Origin of the sequence: Pseudomonas sp. NBRC 111124 (assembly GCF_001320245.1) — a bacterium.
Taxonomy (GTDB): Bacteria; Pseudomonadota; Gammaproteobacteria; order Pseudomonadales; family Pseudomonadaceae; genus Aquipseudomonas.
On the sequence record NZ_BCBA01000013.1, the window covers coordinates 242036 to 260227 of the forward strand.

General features: G+C 64.2%; 2 protein-coding genes. Both read right to left on the reverse strand.

Annotation, left to right across the window (positions count from 1 at the left end):
• Nucleotides 1–107 precede the first annotated feature (107 nt).
• A complete protein-coding gene (locus APH28_RS28575) occupies nucleotides 108–16436 on the reverse strand; it encodes a toxin C-terminal domain-containing protein (RefSeq protein ID WP_060508358.1) in 16329 nt (5442 codons plus the stop codon).
• A gap of 30 nt (nucleotides 16437–16466) precedes the next feature.
• A complete protein-coding gene (locus APH28_RS07705) occupies nucleotides 16467–18170 on the reverse strand; it encodes a ShlB/FhaC/HecB family hemolysin secretion/activation protein (protein WP_060508359.1) in 1704 nt (567 codons plus the stop codon).
• Nucleotides 18171–18192 lie beyond the last annotated feature (22 nt).

Below are 18192 nucleotides of genomic sequence, written 5' to 3' on the forward strand. Positions count from 1 at the left end.
TCAAAAGACATTTCCACCTTAAGGTGCTGATCGCCAAACGTCTTAAGCTCAGCGATAAGCTCCGCCACTGTCTTGCCTCGACTCTCCCAGTCTACTCTCTTGCTCATTCAATCACCGATACGATTCAAATTCTTGTCAAAAGTCCCGTCACGTGTTGTCCTACTTTCCAAGGCTTTGACTGAACTGGCCATTTTCCATGCACCTCCATTGTGCCCATCCAGGTCTCGGGTGATGTAAGATTTGCCCTTGCGGAATACGGCTTGGCCGCCATGAACTGTTTCGCTTATTTTCTGATAGCCTAACTCCTCTGCCGCTACTTTTGCCTCCTTGGTCGTCCTGTACACCGGTTGTTTAGTGACAACCGAGCGACCGCCCATGGTCGCACTCAGCAACGTCGAGCCTAACACGGAAAGGAACCGACTCCCATCCCCTCCTTTGAGTGCGCTCAGTTCACTTGCGATGATGTTCTGCGCGTCTTGATTACTACTGCTAATCACATAGCCGATAACAACGGATGCGCCATATTCACCTCGAGCAGCTGCTTCTTTAGCTAACGCTCTGAGTTTCGGCTCGTCGGCACTGAGCTTCGCGGAAATATCTTCGCACTGCCCAGGATTTTTACGGCACACGTCAGCCAACTCTTTATTGCGAGTCTCATCCAACTGTGCATATTTCTCTCTCGTATCCTGAACGCACCCATCATCCGGGCAGGCTTTTTCTTCCGCGTCCTTATTTTTAACTTCTTCGTGTGTAAGGTAATTATATTGCGTCGAGTAGCTTGCCACCCAAGCGCCCATCTGCGAACTGTCGCCATCACCGTTGACCGCAGCAGCAGCCAAAACACCCAAAAATTGTGAGTTCATTATCAGCAACTGCTGCTTCTTCTCAGGCTGCATTTCTGCATAATGCTGCGCAAGCGTATCCACTAGCGCCTCATTGAGCCCGGCTGCAACTGCGCCGGTTTTGAAATCGCCTCCAGCCGCCTCCGCGGCCAGTCCGCCCATCACCGCATGCAGTGCAACTTTAGCGGCGCCTCCCGGCTGAAGATCGAAGCGATTACCCAAATCGCCAACCAGGTTGAACCCAGCAGCTGCGAATGTACTGGCGAGGCTGCTACGCAGCGCATCACTCAACGCGCTGTCACCACCGAGGGCACGGTCCAGCACGGTCGAAGTACCGTTCTGAAGCAGCTGGTTGCCTGCAAAGCGACCAATGCCATCCCAGGTGGAAAGCCCTCCCGCTGGCAATACGGCGCCACTATTAGGCAGCGCGCTTGAAGTGCCCGTTTCGGTCGCTGTCCAGTCATCGAACATGCCGGTGGTCAAACCTGCGGTGAGCCCGGTAACCACATAGCCACGAAGCGCATCAGGGGACATGACATCCTTAAGCACCAGGCTCAAGTTGCCACGATTGTTGATCGCGCTGATGGTCGCGCCGCTTGCCGCACTGGCGGCGATCGAGGAAAGCGCCACATTCGCCCATCCTGCCGCAACGGTCGAGCCCGCTGCCGCGCCGCCGGCCACGGCACTGGCCGTCGCCGTACCACTGGCCGCCATGGCGGTCCCGGAACCTGCGGTCGCACCTGCTGCGGACCCCAAGGCAGCACTGGCAGCACCTGCCGTGAGGTAGGTGACGATGATCGCGATGATCAATTGCGCCGCAACACCCAGCCCCGAGCTGCTGTATTTGAAAGAGTCGTGTACTTCCTTCACTTGCCGCCAATCAACATCACCTCGAGCCTCGGCCTCCTTGAGCCAAGCCAGCTGAGGATCTTGCTGGACCATCAGATCAATGGTCTCGCTGACGCTCTTCTGATCGACCTGCGTGATATCGACCTTCAAGCCATCGGCCGCCTTGATCAGCACGTCACCACTGGCCAGCAGCTGGCTCTGGCGCAGTGTCTCATCGGTGTTGCCTCGGCCTTTGGCGCTGTTCCAGGCAAGACTGCTCTTGCTCTTGACGTGGCTCTCCTGATGCAGGTCCTTGACCGCCTCGAAGGCCACTGCGCCGCCACTGTTGATGATCAGGTCTGCGCCACTGTCGAGCTTGGCCGCCTGGTACAACTGGTCGCCCCCGCTGACCAGCATCAGGTCGCCACCTGCGCTGATCGCACTGCCGACGTTGGTAACCTGGGTGACTTCATCGCGCTTGGTGTACTTGCTGCCGAAGCTGCCCTTCTTTTTCTTGTCGTACAGCGAGTAGTCCAAATCCTCCGCCGCCAGCAAGGCAAGTTGGCCGCCTGCCACCAGGTAGGCTTCATCGCCGGCACTGATGCGGCTGGCGCTCAGGGCCAGGTCCTTACCGGCGCTGATGGCGACATCGCCACCGGCTGTCAGCACGGTGGACACCTGGCTGACATGGTCTTGCTGGGTCTTGAGCTTCTTCGAGGTGTACGCCGAATGGCTCTCGTCCGCCGCCGACATCAAGGTCACGTCACCGCTGGCGCTGATATCGATGGCGCGCTGCGCCTCGATCTGGCTGGCCACTGCGCTGAGGTCGCGCCCCGCCACGGCGGTGAAGTCGCGCCCGGCACTGACGCTGGAGCCGCTCTGCGTCACCGTCTGGCTGGTGGTGCGCCCATAGGCGGCGCTGTCGACGGCCTCGGCGGAACCCAGCAGGATGTCGCGACCGGCCTCGATCGAGGTGTCGCGACCGCTCTGCAGTGCCCCGCCGGCGCTGACGAAATCTCGCCCGGCGTTGATGCTCAGGTCGTTGGCGGCCTCGATGCGCGCGGCGCTGTCGACGTAGTCGGTACGCATGTGCAGGCGGGAAGCGTCGGTGACCTGGCTGGTCACCGAACGCTCGTTGATCACATCGCCCTTCAGGGTGGTCATGCTGATGTCGCGACCGGAAATGATGCCGCCGGCCTTGTTGACGATGTCGTTGCCAGCCAGCAGGTCGACCCGGTTGCCCGCCTGGATCAGGCCACTGTTGACGATGTCGTTGCCAGCTGCGGCCGACAGGTTGTTGCTGGCGCGCAGGGTACCGACGTTGAGCAGGTCCTGCCCGGCCACCAGGTTGAGGTCATTACCCGCCACCAGCGCGCCATTGGGCGCGAGACGGTTGTTGGCATTGGCCATGTACAGCACCGGCACCAGCACCTTCTCGCCATTGACCGTGACCTCCTCCAGCCAGACGATATCGTGGGTCAGCGCCGCCACCTGCTCCGAGGTCAGGCCCACGCCCACCGCCAGGTTCAGCTGCTGCTTGCTGGCGATGGCGTTGTCCATCAGGTACTTGAACATCTGCTCGTCGCTGGTCTGGCCAGCCAGGAAGCGCTGCCCGGTGGCGGCCACCACGGCCTGCTGGAGCAGGCGCTGCTCGTAGAAACCGTCGCCGAGGCGCTTGGCGCTTTCGTCGGGGTTGTAGCCCAGGCCGGCCAGCAGGTAGTCCGAGCTCATGAACTGCTTGAGGTCGGTGAGAAGCGGGTTGGTTTCGACCAGGTACTTGTGCGGCTGGGAGACGACGTTGCGGTCCGGCAGGCCGGTGACCCGGTCGATGCTCTGCCCGGCCGCGGCCGTCAGTTGCGCGCTGCCTGGTGAGGTGACGGTCGAGCGGCCGTCGGCACTCGGAATGCCTGGCCGAGCGGCCGCGGAAACTACCGCTTGGCTAGCCGGCGACAAGGGGTCGACAGTGATCACCGGTGCAGGTTGCACAGCGGCCACACCCGTCAGCCCGTCGCGGGCCTGCGGCGCCAGGTCGGTGCGGCCAGCGGATTGGCCGGCCACGGTGGTGTCGCGGCTGCCGGAAGCCAGCCCCGGCACGTTCGCCGGGCCTGTCGAACTTCCCGGTGTGCTAACGCCGACCAGGGTGTCGCGGTTCGTCTCGATGCCGGCGAGGTCGACAGCCTGCCCGGTAGCGCTGAGCGAGCCGGCGGCACCGCCGGATGGCGCCTGGCTGCCGATGCCTTCGTTGCGGGTGACTTCTCCGGCCTGGCTGCGACCCGATTGCCAGGCGCTATTGTTGACGCTGCCAACCGCAGACACATCGACTGCACTCGCGGTGGCGCCCAACGTGCCGGCTTCGCGCGCAGCGACCGAGAGTTGCTGCGTGCTGGCCCAGAGCTGGGCGTTGTCGTCGACCTGCAAGGTGCGCCCGGTCGTGCCGGGCAGCGCCTGCTCGCGTTGTGCCAGGTCAATGCTGGCAGCACCCAGAGTCCAGCTGCCGGCGCCGCTGCCTGCCTGACTCGCCTGGCCTGCGCTGGCCGCCTGGTCACTCAGGCGGAACAGGCCGTTGGGGTTGGTCGGCAGGCTGAAGCCCGGCAGGCTCAACGGGTTGATCTGTTGCTGGGCAAGGTTGGCCGGCAACTGCCGATTCAAGACGATCACCGGCGCCATGCCGGTGCCCGTGGCACCGGTATTCAGGCCCCTTGCAGCCCCAGTGACCGCTTGGCTGTAGGCCCGCTCGACGCCGTTGGAAATGTTGCTGGACGCGGTGATGGCAAGCGCGCCACCGGCCTGAACAACCGAAGGCAGGTAGTTGGAGCCGGCGTTTTCTACGCGCTGTGTCAGGAATGGTGTCGCAGACTGAATGGCGGCCGGCGCGCTGCTGGGTTGTCCATTGCCATAGTTCGAGGGGAATACATACTCTGCATATCGGTACCTGTGCGAACCTTTGAGCATAGTGGTATCAACCCTCATGGTGCCGAAATCGACCCAATAAATGGTGTCCCCCTTGCCAATGGGCCGACTGTCGCTGGTAATCGGCGCCATGGTTTGCTGACCTGCCGCGTTCCAGAAGCGCAGCCCGCCCGTATAGCCGGGATCATTGTCGGCGTTGTAATGGGCGATGAGTTTCCACAGCTCCGAACCGGGTATGCCGATGTCGATGTATTTCAGCTCTGAATAGCCGTTGAGCGATGTGCCGGTATTGCTAAACGAGCCAGTATTGATACTCATGTTACCGACGGCGCTGACCGTGGAGTTGGAGTTGGCGAACACGTCGCTCGCTACGCTCAGGTTCTGCCCGGAGATTAGGCTGGCCTGCTTCTCGACCTGGTCTACAGCTTCATAGCTGTAGGTCTGACCCCAAACCAAATGGGAGCGACTAGCAAGGGTCGTACTACCATCCTTGTAACTGGAGCAGCTGTGACAGCGCACGCCGATGTACCCGGACTGCACCGTCGGCGTGAGGCTGAAGTCGACGCGCTTGTTGCTGACGGTGCTGGCCGCGATGGTGAAGTCGCCAACGCTTTCCATCGTCCCGGAAATATTTTCCAGCAGAGCCGAACGATTGCCCTGGGCATCCCGGGCTACCCGGATCGCGCCCAGGCTGTAGATATCGCCCTGGCGGTTGGTCAGGCTCTGGGCGTACAGCGCCATGTCCGTGCCGCTGTAGATGAAACCGCCCTGGTTCGACAGGTTGCCGGTGCTCAGGGTCAGGGCCTGGCCGCTGCCCAGCGAACCGTAGTTGTCGATGCCTCCCGCCTGGACCGCGAGGCTGGATGCCGATGTCAGGCGCCCGGCGTTGCTCAGCAGGCCGCCGATATTGAGTGTGCTGGCAGCGCCGGAAGCGAGGCTGCCGCTACCACTCAGGCTCAGTTGGCCGAGGCCGGCGTTCATGGCGCCAAGGCTGCTGACACGCCCGCTGACGTTCAGGCTACCGGCAAGGCTGAGGTCGAGCCCGCCATCACTGGCGATCAACCCTGCCGTGCTCCAGTTGTTGCCGCTGCCGCTGAAACGCTCCGAGGCCAGCAGTTGCCCATCTGCCGTCTGGTTCAGTTCGTCGACGTTGACCGTCAGGCGCCCGGCCTGGATCACACTGCTGTTGGTCCAGCTGGCCGCTGTCAGGGTCAGCCCGCCACGGGTGACCAAGGTGCCGCCGCTATTGGTGATATTGGCCGTGGAAATGTCGAACGTGCCGCTGCCGCCATGCAGCACGGAGCCACCAAGGTTGCTCAGGCCGCTGGTGTTGAGGGTCAGGTCGGTGTTGGCCACCTCGACCCTGCCGTTGCGGTTGTCAAAGCCACCGCCAATCTGGAACTCGCTCTTGCCAGCCGTGCCCAGGGCCCGCAGCTGGCCACCCTGGTTGTCCACGGACGCCGCTGACACCAGCAATTGCGTGTCGCTTTCGATTACCCCCGAACGGTTGGCCAGGGTGTTGCCGAGCGCCAGTTCCACGCGGTTACCCGCCAACTGCCCGGCACTGTTGTCCAGGCTGCTGCCATCGACCCGCACCAGGCCTTTGGCATACAGACCACCGCCAGCATTGACCAGGCTCGCGCTGCGGATACGGGCATCGCTCGACTGGGCGGCAACCCGGCCGCCACTGTTGTCGACGCTGCCGGCCACCAGCAGCAGTTGTTGGCCCTGCACCACACCGCCGTTGCCGGCGAGGTCGCGCCGGTTGTCGAGCAGGCCACTGACGTTCACATCCAGCAGCCCGGCGACGCTGGCCAGGATACCGCCCTGGTTACCCAGGCTCCCGGCCCGCTGCACCACCAGGTTGCCGCCCTGGGCTAGCAGCTTGCCGCCGCGGTTCTCCAGTGCCCCGGCAATGTCCAGCAGCACGCCGCTGCGCCCCTGCACTTCGCCCTGCTGGTTGAGCAGTTCGCCCGCCTGCAACGCGACATCGGCATTTTCGCTGTAGATCAGCCCCTGGCTGTCGTTGCGCAGGGTCGATGCGACATTGACCTTGACCTGCTCCTTGGCCGCCAAGGTACCCAGTTGGCCGTTGTCGAGGCTGCCGGCATTGAGCGCCAGCCCGCTGCGGCTGACGATCTTGCCGCCATGGTTGAGCACCTGTCGGGCCTGCACCAGCTGCAGCGCCTCGGCGCTGACCAGGGTGCCGCCGCTGTTGTCGAGGTTGCCACGCAGGTCGAGCAGCAGGCTGCCATTACCGGCGATGCGGCCACCACGGTTGTTCAGGTCGCTGCCGGTGACACTCAGCAACTGCTGGGCATCGATGCTGCCGCCCAGGTTGGCCAGGGTGGCCGCGTTCAAATGCAAGGCTGCGCCACTGGACAACACACCGCCGCTGTTATCGAGGCTTGCCGCCTCGACGTCCATGCGCCCCTGGCTTACCAAGGCACCGTCCCCACCATTGAGCAAGGCACCGGTGAGCTGCACATCCAAGGCACCCTGGCGGCTGGAGAGTGTGCCGAGGTTGCGGTTGTCGAGGCTGCCGCCTTTGAGGCTCAGCCCCTGCCACCCAGACAGCAGGCCGCCTTGGTTGCCGATGCTGGCGGCGGAAAGCACCAACTGCCGTGCGCCAATCAATTTGCCGCTGCTGTTGATCAGGCTACTGGCGGTCAGCGCCAGGTCCTGTGTGGCAGAGATCTCGCCCCCGCTGTTATCGACACTGTCGGCGTTGATGCTCACATCGGTCTGGCCGTTGATCAGGCCAGCCGCGCTGTTGTTCACAACGCGTGTCGTCAGCGACAGGCCTTGGCCCGCCAGTAGCGCCCCGCCCTGATTACTCAGCCTGTCGCTGCTCAGGGTCAGCTGGCCTGCCGCGCTGATCAGCCCCTGCTGACCGTTGACGAGCAGGCCCCTGCTGCCCAGCAGCAAGTCGTTGCGGCTGTTGACGGTGCCCCCACGGTTATCCACTGCGCCTGCACTGATGCCCAGGCTGGCGGCGCCGATCAGGCCCTTGAGGTTGCTCAGGGTCTGATCGATGACCAGGTTCAGGCCCTGGCTGGCGAGCACGCGGCCACCGTCGTTGTCCAGGCTGCGGGCAGCGAGGGTGTAGGCCTCGGCGCTGGAAATTTCGCCCGCGCGGTTGCTGACATCCGCCAGGTTACTCAGCCGCAACGGGCCGGCGCTGTTGATCAGGCCACCCTGGTTGTCCAGCTTGCCACCCTGCAGGTCGAGGCTGAGGCTGGTATTGCCCGACAGTTTGCCACCCTGCTGATCGAGCCCAGTGACCGTGACGGTCAGCGCGCCGAGGCTGCCGATGTTGCCGCCGTTGATCACCTGCCCGGCGTTGAGGTCAAGGGTCTGCGCGCTGTTGAGCTTGCCGCCCCGGTTGCTCACCGTACCGGTCCCCAGACTGACCGCGCCCTTGGCACTGATGCTGCCTTGGTCATTGACCAGGCTGGCACTACGCAGGTGCAGGCGAGCGTCGCTAAGCAGTTCACCGTCGCTGTTGTCGAGCGCTCCGGCCACGGTCAGAGTCAGGTCGTCGGCACTGCCCAGGTTGCCGCCCTGGTTGTCGAGGCTGTTTGCGCTGACCACCAGCGTTGACTCACTGCTCAGCGTGCCATGCCGGTTGCTCAGAGCGCCGCTGAAATTCAGCACCAGTGGCCGCTGCGAGAAGATCGCCCCGCCGCTGTTGTCCAGGCTGGCACCGCTCACGTCCACGGCCTGCCCGTGCAGTTGGCCACGGCTACGGTTGAGCACCTGCTGCACCGCCAGCGTCAGCTTGCCGCCCGCAAACAGAACACCGCCGTCACTGTTGTCCAGCGACTGCCCGGTAAGGGTGAGGTCACTGTTGCTGGTCAGTTCGCCTGCGCGGTTGTCCAGATTGTCGATTGCCAGGTCCAGCGCCTGGGTCGCGCCCAGCAAACCAGTGCGGTTGTCCACACGGGTGGCGGCGACGCTGACGCGATCGGTGCCTATCAGCTGGCCGCCCTGGTTATCAAAGGTCCCGGCCTTCAGTTCGACCAGTGCCTTGCCGGCGATCTGGCCTTGGCTGTTGTCGAGGTTGTCGCTGTCAAGGGTGAGCAGATCGTCGGCAACCAGAGTGCCGCGGCGGTTGAGCAACGACTCGCCAGCATGGACAGCCAGCGCACCACGGGTGCTGATCAGGCCGTCACTGTTGTCCAGGCGCTGGCTATCCAGCGCCAGTTGCGCACCGCTGATGCGGCCGTTGCGATTGCCCAGCGCCTGGTCGACGCGCAAGGCCAGGAACTGATTGCTGACCAGCTTGCCATCACTGTTGTCGAAGCTGCGGGCGGCAAGGTCGAGCGCGCCCTGGCTGGAGATCTCGCCACCCTGGTTGGTCACCGTAGCCAGGTTCTTGAGGGTCAGGCTCGGGGCGTTGATCAGGCCGCCATTGATCAGCGCGCCCTGGTTCAGGTCCAAGGTCAGTTGGCGGTTGCTGAACAGCTCGCCCTGGTCCTGGACCAGGCCGGTGACGCGGGCGTCGAGCACGCCGTTGCTGGCAATGCGTCCGCCATTGCTGACCTGGCTGGCGCTCAGGGTCAGGTCTGCGCTGCTGATGAGCCGGCCGCCCTGGTTGTTATCCAGGCGCCCGGTTACCACGGTGGTATTGCCCTGGCTTTTGATCAGGCCCTGATCACTGTTGTCCAGGCTGGCACTGGTGAGACTGAGCCCCTGCCCACTCTCCAACACCCCGCCCTGGTTGAGCAACCCGGCCGCACCGTTGAGCACCAGTTGGCCGGCGCTGGAGATACTGCCCGCGCGGTTGTCCAACAGCTGCCCGTCGAGACGCAGGGTGCCCTCGCTGCCGAGGTGACCCTGGCGGTTGTCGAGGCCTGCGTCAAGTGCCCCAGCCCCTTGTGCGGCAAGGCGAACCTGCAACGATTGCTGCGCAGCGAGGGTACCCTGGGCGTTGTCCAGGCGGGCAGCGGCCAGGTTGATGTCGCGGGCGAACACCAGGCCACGGGCCTGGTTGACCAGCCGAGCCACGGTCATTTCCAGCGAAGTGCCCGCCAGCAGCTTGCCCGCGCTGTTGTCCAGCTGTGTGACGCCGAGCGTGACCTGCTGCTGGCTGGAGATTTCCCCGCCCTGGTTTTTCACGGACTGCACCTGCAGGCGCAGTGCCTTGCGGCTGCCGACCAGGCCACCCGCGTTGTCCAGCTGGTCGCCGGTCAGGCTCAGCTCGCCCTCGGCCACCAGCTCGCCGCCCTCCTGCACAAGCAAGCCAATATTCGCCAACAGGTCGCCCTGGCTGGCGATACGCCCCTTGCCATTACCGACCGAATCGGCCTTGAGCCCCAGCCCACCGCTGGCGCTGAGCAGGCCGCCCTGGTTGAGCAGCTCACCGATATCGAGGTCCAGCCCCTGCACGCCGCTGAGCAGGCCTTCGCGGTTGTCCAGCTGCGCCAGGTGCAACTGCATGTCCCGGTTGGCGCGCACGACCCCGCTACGGTTATCCAGCGACGTGCCCCTGAGGGTCAGGGCGTTCTGCCCGGCCAGCCGGCCGCCACGGTTGTCCAGGCGCTCGACTTGCAGCGCCATGGCGCCCTTGGCGAGCACGCTGCCACCGTTCTGGTTATCCAGGAGGTCTGCGACGCTCAGCCCCAGGCTGCCGTCGCTGACCAGGCTGCCATTGCCACTGTTGTCCAGGCTGCCGGCAGTGACCTGCAGCTCGCGCCCGGCGCCCAAGGTACCGCCCTGGTTGGACAGTGCGCCGGCTACCTGCAGGTCGAGGGCAACATCGCCCATGACCTGGCCACGGTCGTTGCTCAGGGACTGGGCTGCGACCTTGTTCACGCCGGCGGCGGAGACTTCGCCGGCCGCGTTGAGCAAGGCCCCGGTGAGCGCCAGATCGAGGTTGGCGCCACTGCTGAACAGGCCGTTGCTGTTGTCCAGGCTGGCGGCCTTGGCCGTCAGGCCGTTGGCGGTGACCTGGCCACCGGCGTTGAGCAGTGCCTGACGGATGTCCAGATCGATGGCCTGGTCGCTGAGCAGGCCGCCGTCACGGTTGTCGAGGCTGTCAGCCAGCAGGCCGAAGCCCTGTTCGCTGGAGATCTCGCCGCCTCGGTTGATGACGGTGGAAAGGTTGCGCAGCAGCAATGGCCCCGGCGCGTTGATCAGGCCCCCACTGTTGTTCAGCAGGCCTTGGTTCAAGTCCAGGGTCAGGGCGCTGTTGCTGTACAGCTCGCCGCCACCGCGTTGGTCCAGGCCGTGCAACGAGGCCGTGAGCGACTTGACGCTGGCAATCGTGCCGCCCAGGTTGTCAACCTGCCCGGCTTTCAGATCAAGCTGGTCAAGGCTGATAAGGCGCCCGCCCTGGTTGTTGAAAGCGCCAGTACCCAACGTCATAGAGCCATTGGCGGCGATACGCCCGGCGGTGTTGTCGAGGCTGAGGCTGGAAAGCGTGAGGGCACCAACGGCAAGCAACTCGCCCCCCTGGTTGCCGATGCCCTGGGCCGTGGAGAGGCGCAGGTCGGCATCGCTGCGAATCGCGCCCTGGCGGTTGTCCAGTTGCCCACTCCAACCACCTCCCTGCAGCAGCAGTGAAACGCCGCTCTTGCCATACAGACTGCCTTGGGCGCTGTTGTCCATCTGCCCGGCAACGATGGTGACCGCCCGTTGGCCAGAGATGATGCCCTTGGCCTGGTTGTCCAGACGCGACAGGGTCAGTTGCAGGGTGCCGTTGGCGACGACCTGACCAGCGCCACTGTTGTCCAGGGACTCGCCGTTCATGTCCAGGTCGGCAACACTGGCGATCTGGCCCGCACGGTTGTCGAGCCGCTCGACCCTGAGTGTCATGCCGTTGCCGGCATTGAGCAGACCGGCCTGACGGTTGTCCAGCGCGTGGCTTTGCACATGCAATTGCCCGGTCGCGACCAGGTTGCCACCGCGGTTATCGAACTGGCGGGTTTCGACGTCGATGTCATGCTTGCCGGTGATTCGCCCGGCAGTGTTGTTGAACAGGCTGTCGGCGTGCAATTGCAGGGCCCCGACGGCACCCAGCACGCCCCCATGGTTCAGCAACTGACCGCTGATGGCCAGCGCCATCGTGCTATCGCTGGCAACACGCCCCTGACCGTTATCGAGGCTGGCGGCCTCCAGGCTCAGCGCTTCGCCGGCCAGCAACTGGCCTGTTCGGTTGCTGACCACACCGGTGTGGCGCAGGTTCAGGCGCGTGTCGGCCTGGACCAGTCCGGCGCTGTTGTTCAGCTCGACGCTGGTCAGCCCAACGCTGCCACCCAGAACGCGCCCTTTCTGGTTGTTCAGCAGGCTACCAACGGCCAGTTCAAGCCCCTCGCGGGCCTCCAGGCTGCCTTCGCGGTTCACCAGGCTGCCCGCGCGAACATCCAGCGAGGCGGCCTTGATCTGCCCCAGGGTGTTGTCCAGGGCTTGGGCGATGCGCAGGGTCAGGCCCTGCTCGCTGAGGACCTTGCCGCCGTTGAGCAGCTCGGCAGCGGCCAGCTCGAAAGCCTGGCCACTGGAAATTTCACCGCCCTGGTTGCTGACGCTGGCGAGCTGCTTCAGCAGCAACTGGCCTGGCGCGTTGATCAGCCCACCCTGGTTGTTCAAGTAGCCATTGTTCAGATCGAGGGTGACACCCGCCTGGCCGTAGAACCGGCCACCGTCACGCTGGTCCAGGCGGGTGACCGAGGCCTCCAGTTGCCCGCTGCTGTGAATACTCCCACCTAAGCTGTTGTCGGTGGCCCCCGCATTGAGAAGAAGGTCGCCCGCGCTGTCGATCAGGCCGGCCTGGTTGAGCAGTTGGGCGCTGATGCGTGCGGCCAGGCCGCTGTCACTGCTGAGTTTGCCTGCTCGGTTGTCCAGGCTGGCGGCGTTGAGTTCGGCCGCCTGCCTGGCGTACAACACCCCCTGGCGGTTGTCCACGGCGCCAAGGCTGTCGAGGGTGAGCTGACGGTCGCTCTGGACCAGGCCTTGCCGGTTGTCCAGCGCACCGACGTTGATCACCGCCTCACTGGCCAGCAGCTGGCCGCCCTGGTTGTCGACGGTACCTTCGGCTTGCAGCGCAAGCGCGCCGCTGCTGCTGAGGCTACCGACCTGGTTCACCAGATTACCCGTGCGGATATCCAGCTGGGCCGCCGAAACCAGGCCCTTGGTGTTTTCCAGCATACGGGCGATACGCAAGGTCAGCCCCTGCTCACTGAGCAGCTTGCCACTGCCGTTGTCCAGTGCACCGGTGGCCAACAGGAAACCGAGGTTGCTGGAAATTTCGCCACCGCGGTTATCGACCGACGCGACATTGTTCAGCAGCAGGCGACCGGTTGCATTCAACCGCCCACCCTGGTTGTCGAGGCGCCCCTGGTTCAGGTCGAGGGTGAGTGCGCCCTGACTGAGCAATTGCCCGTCACCGTGCTGGTCAAGAGCGCCCAGCCTGGCATCGAGCTGTTCGCCACTGCTGACCCGGCCGCCGCTACTGTTGTCCAATACCCCGGCTTGCAGGTCGAGGCTGCGCTCGCCGCGCAGCGTGCCGTTGGCGTTGCTCAGCGTGCCGTCGAGCATTAGCCCGAGATGGTTGCCTGCGAACACCGCACCCTGCTGGTTATCCAGTTGTGCGCCACGCAAGGAAAGCTGGTCCCCGGCACTGAGATGACCTGTCCCGTTGTGCACCTCTCCTGCGCTGGTGAGTTTCAAATTTCGGTCTGCCTGGATTCGACCATTGCGGTTGTCCAGCGTGGCAGCGGTAATCAGGCCTTCTGCGGCCTGCAGTTCGCCGTCGGCGTTGCTCAGCGTACCCTCAACGGCCAGTGTCAGGTCATCGCGTATGTTCAGCTTGCCTTGGCTGTTGCCGAGGCTACCCAGCTGTGCGTCCAGCCGCGCCGCAGAAACCAGCCCGGCCGCGTTGTCCATGGCCTTGGCGATACGCAGGGTCAGCAGTTGCTCGCCGAGCAATTTACCGCCCCGGTTGTCCAGGCTGCTGGCCTCCACGGTGAAGGTTTGGCGGCTGGAGATCTCGCCGCCCTGGTTATCGACACTGTCCAGATTGCGCAGCAGCAACTGCCCCGGGGCGTTGAGCAGGCCGCCTTGATTGTTCAAGTGACCGTGATTCAAGTCCAGGACCAGGTCGTTCTGGCTGTAGAGCTGCCCGCCACCGGCCTGCGCCAGCTCGCTGACGCTGGCTTGCACATTCTGGCCGTGCACACGCCCGGCGTTGCGGTTGTCCAGTTGCGCGGCACGCAGTTGCAACGTAGCCCCGGCGGCCAGTTCGCCCTGCTGGTTGACCAGGTTGGCGCTACTCAGTTGCAGGTTGGCACCGGCGCTGAACAGGCCGCTCTGGTTGAGCAAGTCACCTTCCAAGGTGGCCGTCAGGTCGCCGCCGCTGGTGAGCTTGCCGGAGCGGTTATCAAGCTCAGCGGTGCTCAGCACCACGTGCGCGCCGCTGGCCAGGATGCCGTTACGGTTATCGACACGGGCTGCGTTCAGCTGCAAGCGGTCGGAGGCCTGTATCCGGCCGCCTTGGTTGTCCAGCGTCCCCACATCGAGGCCGAGGTTTGCGCCCACCAACTCACCGCCACGGTTATCCAGCCCGCCTGGGGCTACCAGCCCCAGGTCACCCTCGCTTTTGAGCTTGCCAGCGCGGTTGTCCAGTTGGTCGGCACGCAGTTCGAAACTGCGCACGCTGGAAATTTCGCCACCCTGGTTGTTCACCGAGGCGAGGTTGAGCAGTTGCAGCGAGCCCGGTGCGGTGACCAGGCCGCCCTGGTTGTTCCAGCTGCCATGATTGAGGTCCAGGCTGACACCGGCCTGGCCGTGCAGGCGGCCGACACTGTTGTCCAGGCTGCCGACCACGAGCCGCATGTCACTCTGCGCGGTCAGGTTGCCGTCGTGGTTGTTCAGGGCGCCACTGACACGGGCATCCAGGCCTGCCTGGCTGCTGATCATGCCTTGCTGGTCGTTGAGCAGGCTGGCGGCGTCGAGCCACAGGCCACTGGCGGCGATCAGCCCCGCGCTGTTGCTGAGGGTACGGGCAATGCTCAGGGTCAGGCCCTGGTCACTCAACAGTTTGCCTGCACCGTTGTCGAGGCTGCTTGCGCTGACGTTGAAGGCGCGCTGGCTGGCGATTTCACCCTGACGGTTATCGACGCCATCGAGGTTGCTCAGGGTCAGCTGCCCGCTGGCGTTGATCGCACCACTGCGGTTGTCCAACAGTCCGCGACGCAGGTCGAGGCTCAGGTCACCCTCGCTGACCAGGCGCCCGCCGCCCTGCTGATCAAGGCCACCGACGCTGGCCGTCAGGCGCTGTTTGCTGGTGAGCTGGCCACCGCTGCGGTTATCGAGCAGGCCCGCGGCATACAGGTCGAGTGCTTGCCCCGCCGCCACCAGGCCGGCGACGTTGTCCAGCGTTGCCACGTGAAGGGTGACTTGCCCCAGGCCCGCCAATTCGCCATTGCGGTTGATCAGGCTGGTGCTGCTGACACTCAATGCACCGCTGCTGCCCAACAGCCCGCCCTGCCCGTTGAGCAAGCTCTGGCTGTTGACGCCAAGGTTGGCGCCAGCGAGCACACGCCCGTGGTTCTGGTTGTCCACCCGGGCGACCTCAAGCTGGGCATTGCGCCCGGCGCTCAGGGTGCCCCCCTGGTTGGCCAGGTCGCTGGCCGTGACCGCAACGTCCCGGCTGGCGGCCAGGGTGTGGCCAGTGTTGTCCAGCGACTGCGCACTGATGCGCACATCACCTTGGTTGTTGCGGCTGTTGTCGGCGTTGACGCCGGCTTCGATGACGCCCTGGTTCAACACCCGCCCCGTGCTGTCGAGGCGCACGCTGTCACGCGCGGCCAGATTGCGCTGGTTGCGCAACTCGCCCTGGGCGCTGATGGCCAGGTCCTTGCCCGCATACACAGTCCCCTGGGCATCGACAGCCTGTGCCTTGGCAGCGAGCGAGCCGCCGGCGGACACCTGGCCTAGGTTCAACTGGCCATTGGCATCGATCTGGATATCACCCCCGGCAATCATGTCGCCGGCCAGTCTCACCCCTACGCCGGCCTCGGTGCCTACCAGGCGAATGGTATCGACGTACATGCCGCCAAGGGCCGATGAGTCGATCGCCAGCTGCGGCACCGTGCTGCCATCGGCCGCACGCGCTGTGGCCGTCAGCGTTTGAGCATCGACATCGTTGCGCCCAGCGATGATAGCCAGCTTCTTCGCCTGGATCTGCGCATTGACCTGCGCCGCCCGGGTGATGATCTCGAACTGGTCGACATTGCTCGCGTTCAGTCCCGCGCCCTGAATGGCGATGGCCCCCTGATCGACTTGGTAACGGCTCAGCTGACCGTTCTCGATCACCGGCTTGCCAGTACTCAGCGTCACCTTCGGGGTATTGATGAAGCCGCAGCCATCGCAGCTGATGCCATGGGGGTTGGCAACGATGACGTGCGCGGCCTTGCCCGCCACTTCGGTATAACCGCGCAGCTGGCTAGGATTGGCGCCGTTGACCTCATTGAGGATGATATCGGCGGCGCGACCGGAGAAATTCGGGTTGCCGACGATGATGCCGCCCAGCTGGGTGTTCTGCGTGCGATCCGTCGCGTTGTTGAGAATCAGGCCCTGGGTGCCGACGTTGTAGTCCTTGAACTGGTTGTGCGAGAGGCCGTTGCCATTAGGCGTGGCGATATTGACGATCGGTACGCCATTGCCTGCCTGCGCCAACCCGGTACCTGGCGCGCTGACCGCAATGCCTTCGGCCTGGGCCCACAGTGGCTGCCAGAACATGACGTTGGCCAGCAGCAAGGCCAGTGCACGCTTGGGCATGCCACAGAATGTGTCGCGCGATCGCACGGCGGCAGACGGCAGGCGAACCAGGAAGGCGAATTGGCGAACGTCCATGTAACGACCTCAAGTCAGCAGCGGCGGTGCTTACAGCAGCAGGTCCAGCCGGAAGTAGATAGGAGACTCGTCCTCGGTGATGGCATCCGGGCGCTCGAGTGAATGGGCGAAAGTGACGCTGGCGGCGAGGTGCTGGCCGCGGGCGAACAACTCCAGGGAATGGCTGGAGACTCGGCCATGCTGGTCGCCACTGAAACGGTCGTGGCGAATCACGCCTTGGTCGTAGCCGACGCTGGCGCCATACTCGGCGAGCAGCGGGCGCAACCACTCAGGGTGTATCGGGCGGCTCCAGCGCAGGTCGTTGCGCCAGTAGCCCCCGCTGTCGCCAGTGAGAAATTGATCCTTGTAGCCACGCACCGAAGACAACCCGCCCAGGCTCATGCGCTGCGGGCTGAACAGCGGATCCTCGCTGCGCTGCCCGGTTAACAAGCTGCTGAAGCTCAGGCGTTCGCCCCCCATCGAAAACGGCTGCAGGTAGCTGAGGGTGAGGGTGTATTTGCGGTAGCGTGCGTCCGGGTCGCCGGGGGCGTCTGTCTGCCGGGGCTGGGCGCCGAAGGCACCGATGCCTTGCTGCATCCCCAGGTCGAGGTTGACGAACGCAGTGCCTATGCGCCGGCCATGGTTGATGCCGAACTGCGCTTCGCTGAGCCGGTTACTGCTGTTCTTCAGGCGGCTGTCTTCGATGAAGTTGTTCGAGCGCAGGTAGGCCAGGCCGCTATTCAATGCGGTCTTGGAAACGCTGTCTCGGTAAATCACCCGCTCGGCGCGAAACTGATGGTTCTGGGTATCACCGGTCTGTTTGAAGGCAAAGTTGTTGGCCATGGCCTGGGAGCGGTAGGCGCTCTGGCTGTAGGCATAGTTGAAGTTCCACCAACCCCAGGGCAGGTTGTAATTGAGCATCTCACTGTGAGAGGTGTGCTGATGGTCGCTGACAGCGTCATGGCCGCCACGGACCAGCAACTGGTCGGCCAGACCCAGCGGGCTGTCCCACTCCAGGCCATAAGCCCATTGCTGTTCGCCGGTGGCACGCTGCCCTTCGTTGTTACGTGACAGATTGGCCCGCCAAGGCTTGGCCGGGGTGTTACGCACATCGACGGTGCTGGCGCCTACGGTATTGCCAGGCATCAACTCCATCTTCGCCTGGTTGGACGGTAGGCGGTTGAGCTGATCGACCATCTGCTCGATGTCCCGCAGGTTGAGCCGCTCACCGACCGTGCCAGGGAAGGTCATGGCCAGTTCACGTGCCGAGAGGCCGCTGTCATCGCCACTCTTGAGGCCTTCCAAGCGCCCTTCCACCACCTGTATTTCAAGGCGGCGGGTAGTCAGGTCCTGTTGCGGCAGGTAGGCGCGGCTGGTGACCTGGCCGATTGACAGGTAATGATCGGTGATGGCCTTGAGCAAGGCGTTGAGCTGCACAACGCCCAGACACTGGCCGACCCAAGGCTGTACCAGGCGCTCGCGCTCGGCCTGGGACAGGCTGTCGGCGCCCTTGACCTGAATGGTATCGACGGGGAAACAGCGTGAATCAGCGGCCGCCGGTGCAGAAGGCTGCGACATTTGCTGGCCTGGCAGGTCGCGCAGTTCATCGAGGCGACGCTGCTGCTCTTGCAGCAGACGGTCCTGACGATCGCGAATCAGATCCTGTTCGCCCGGCGTAGCCGCAAAAGTGCTTTCAGCTGCGCACAGCCCCAGGGCCATCAAGCACAACCTCATCGCGAGGTAGTGAAACCGCATGTAACTTCCTTGTATGTGTCAT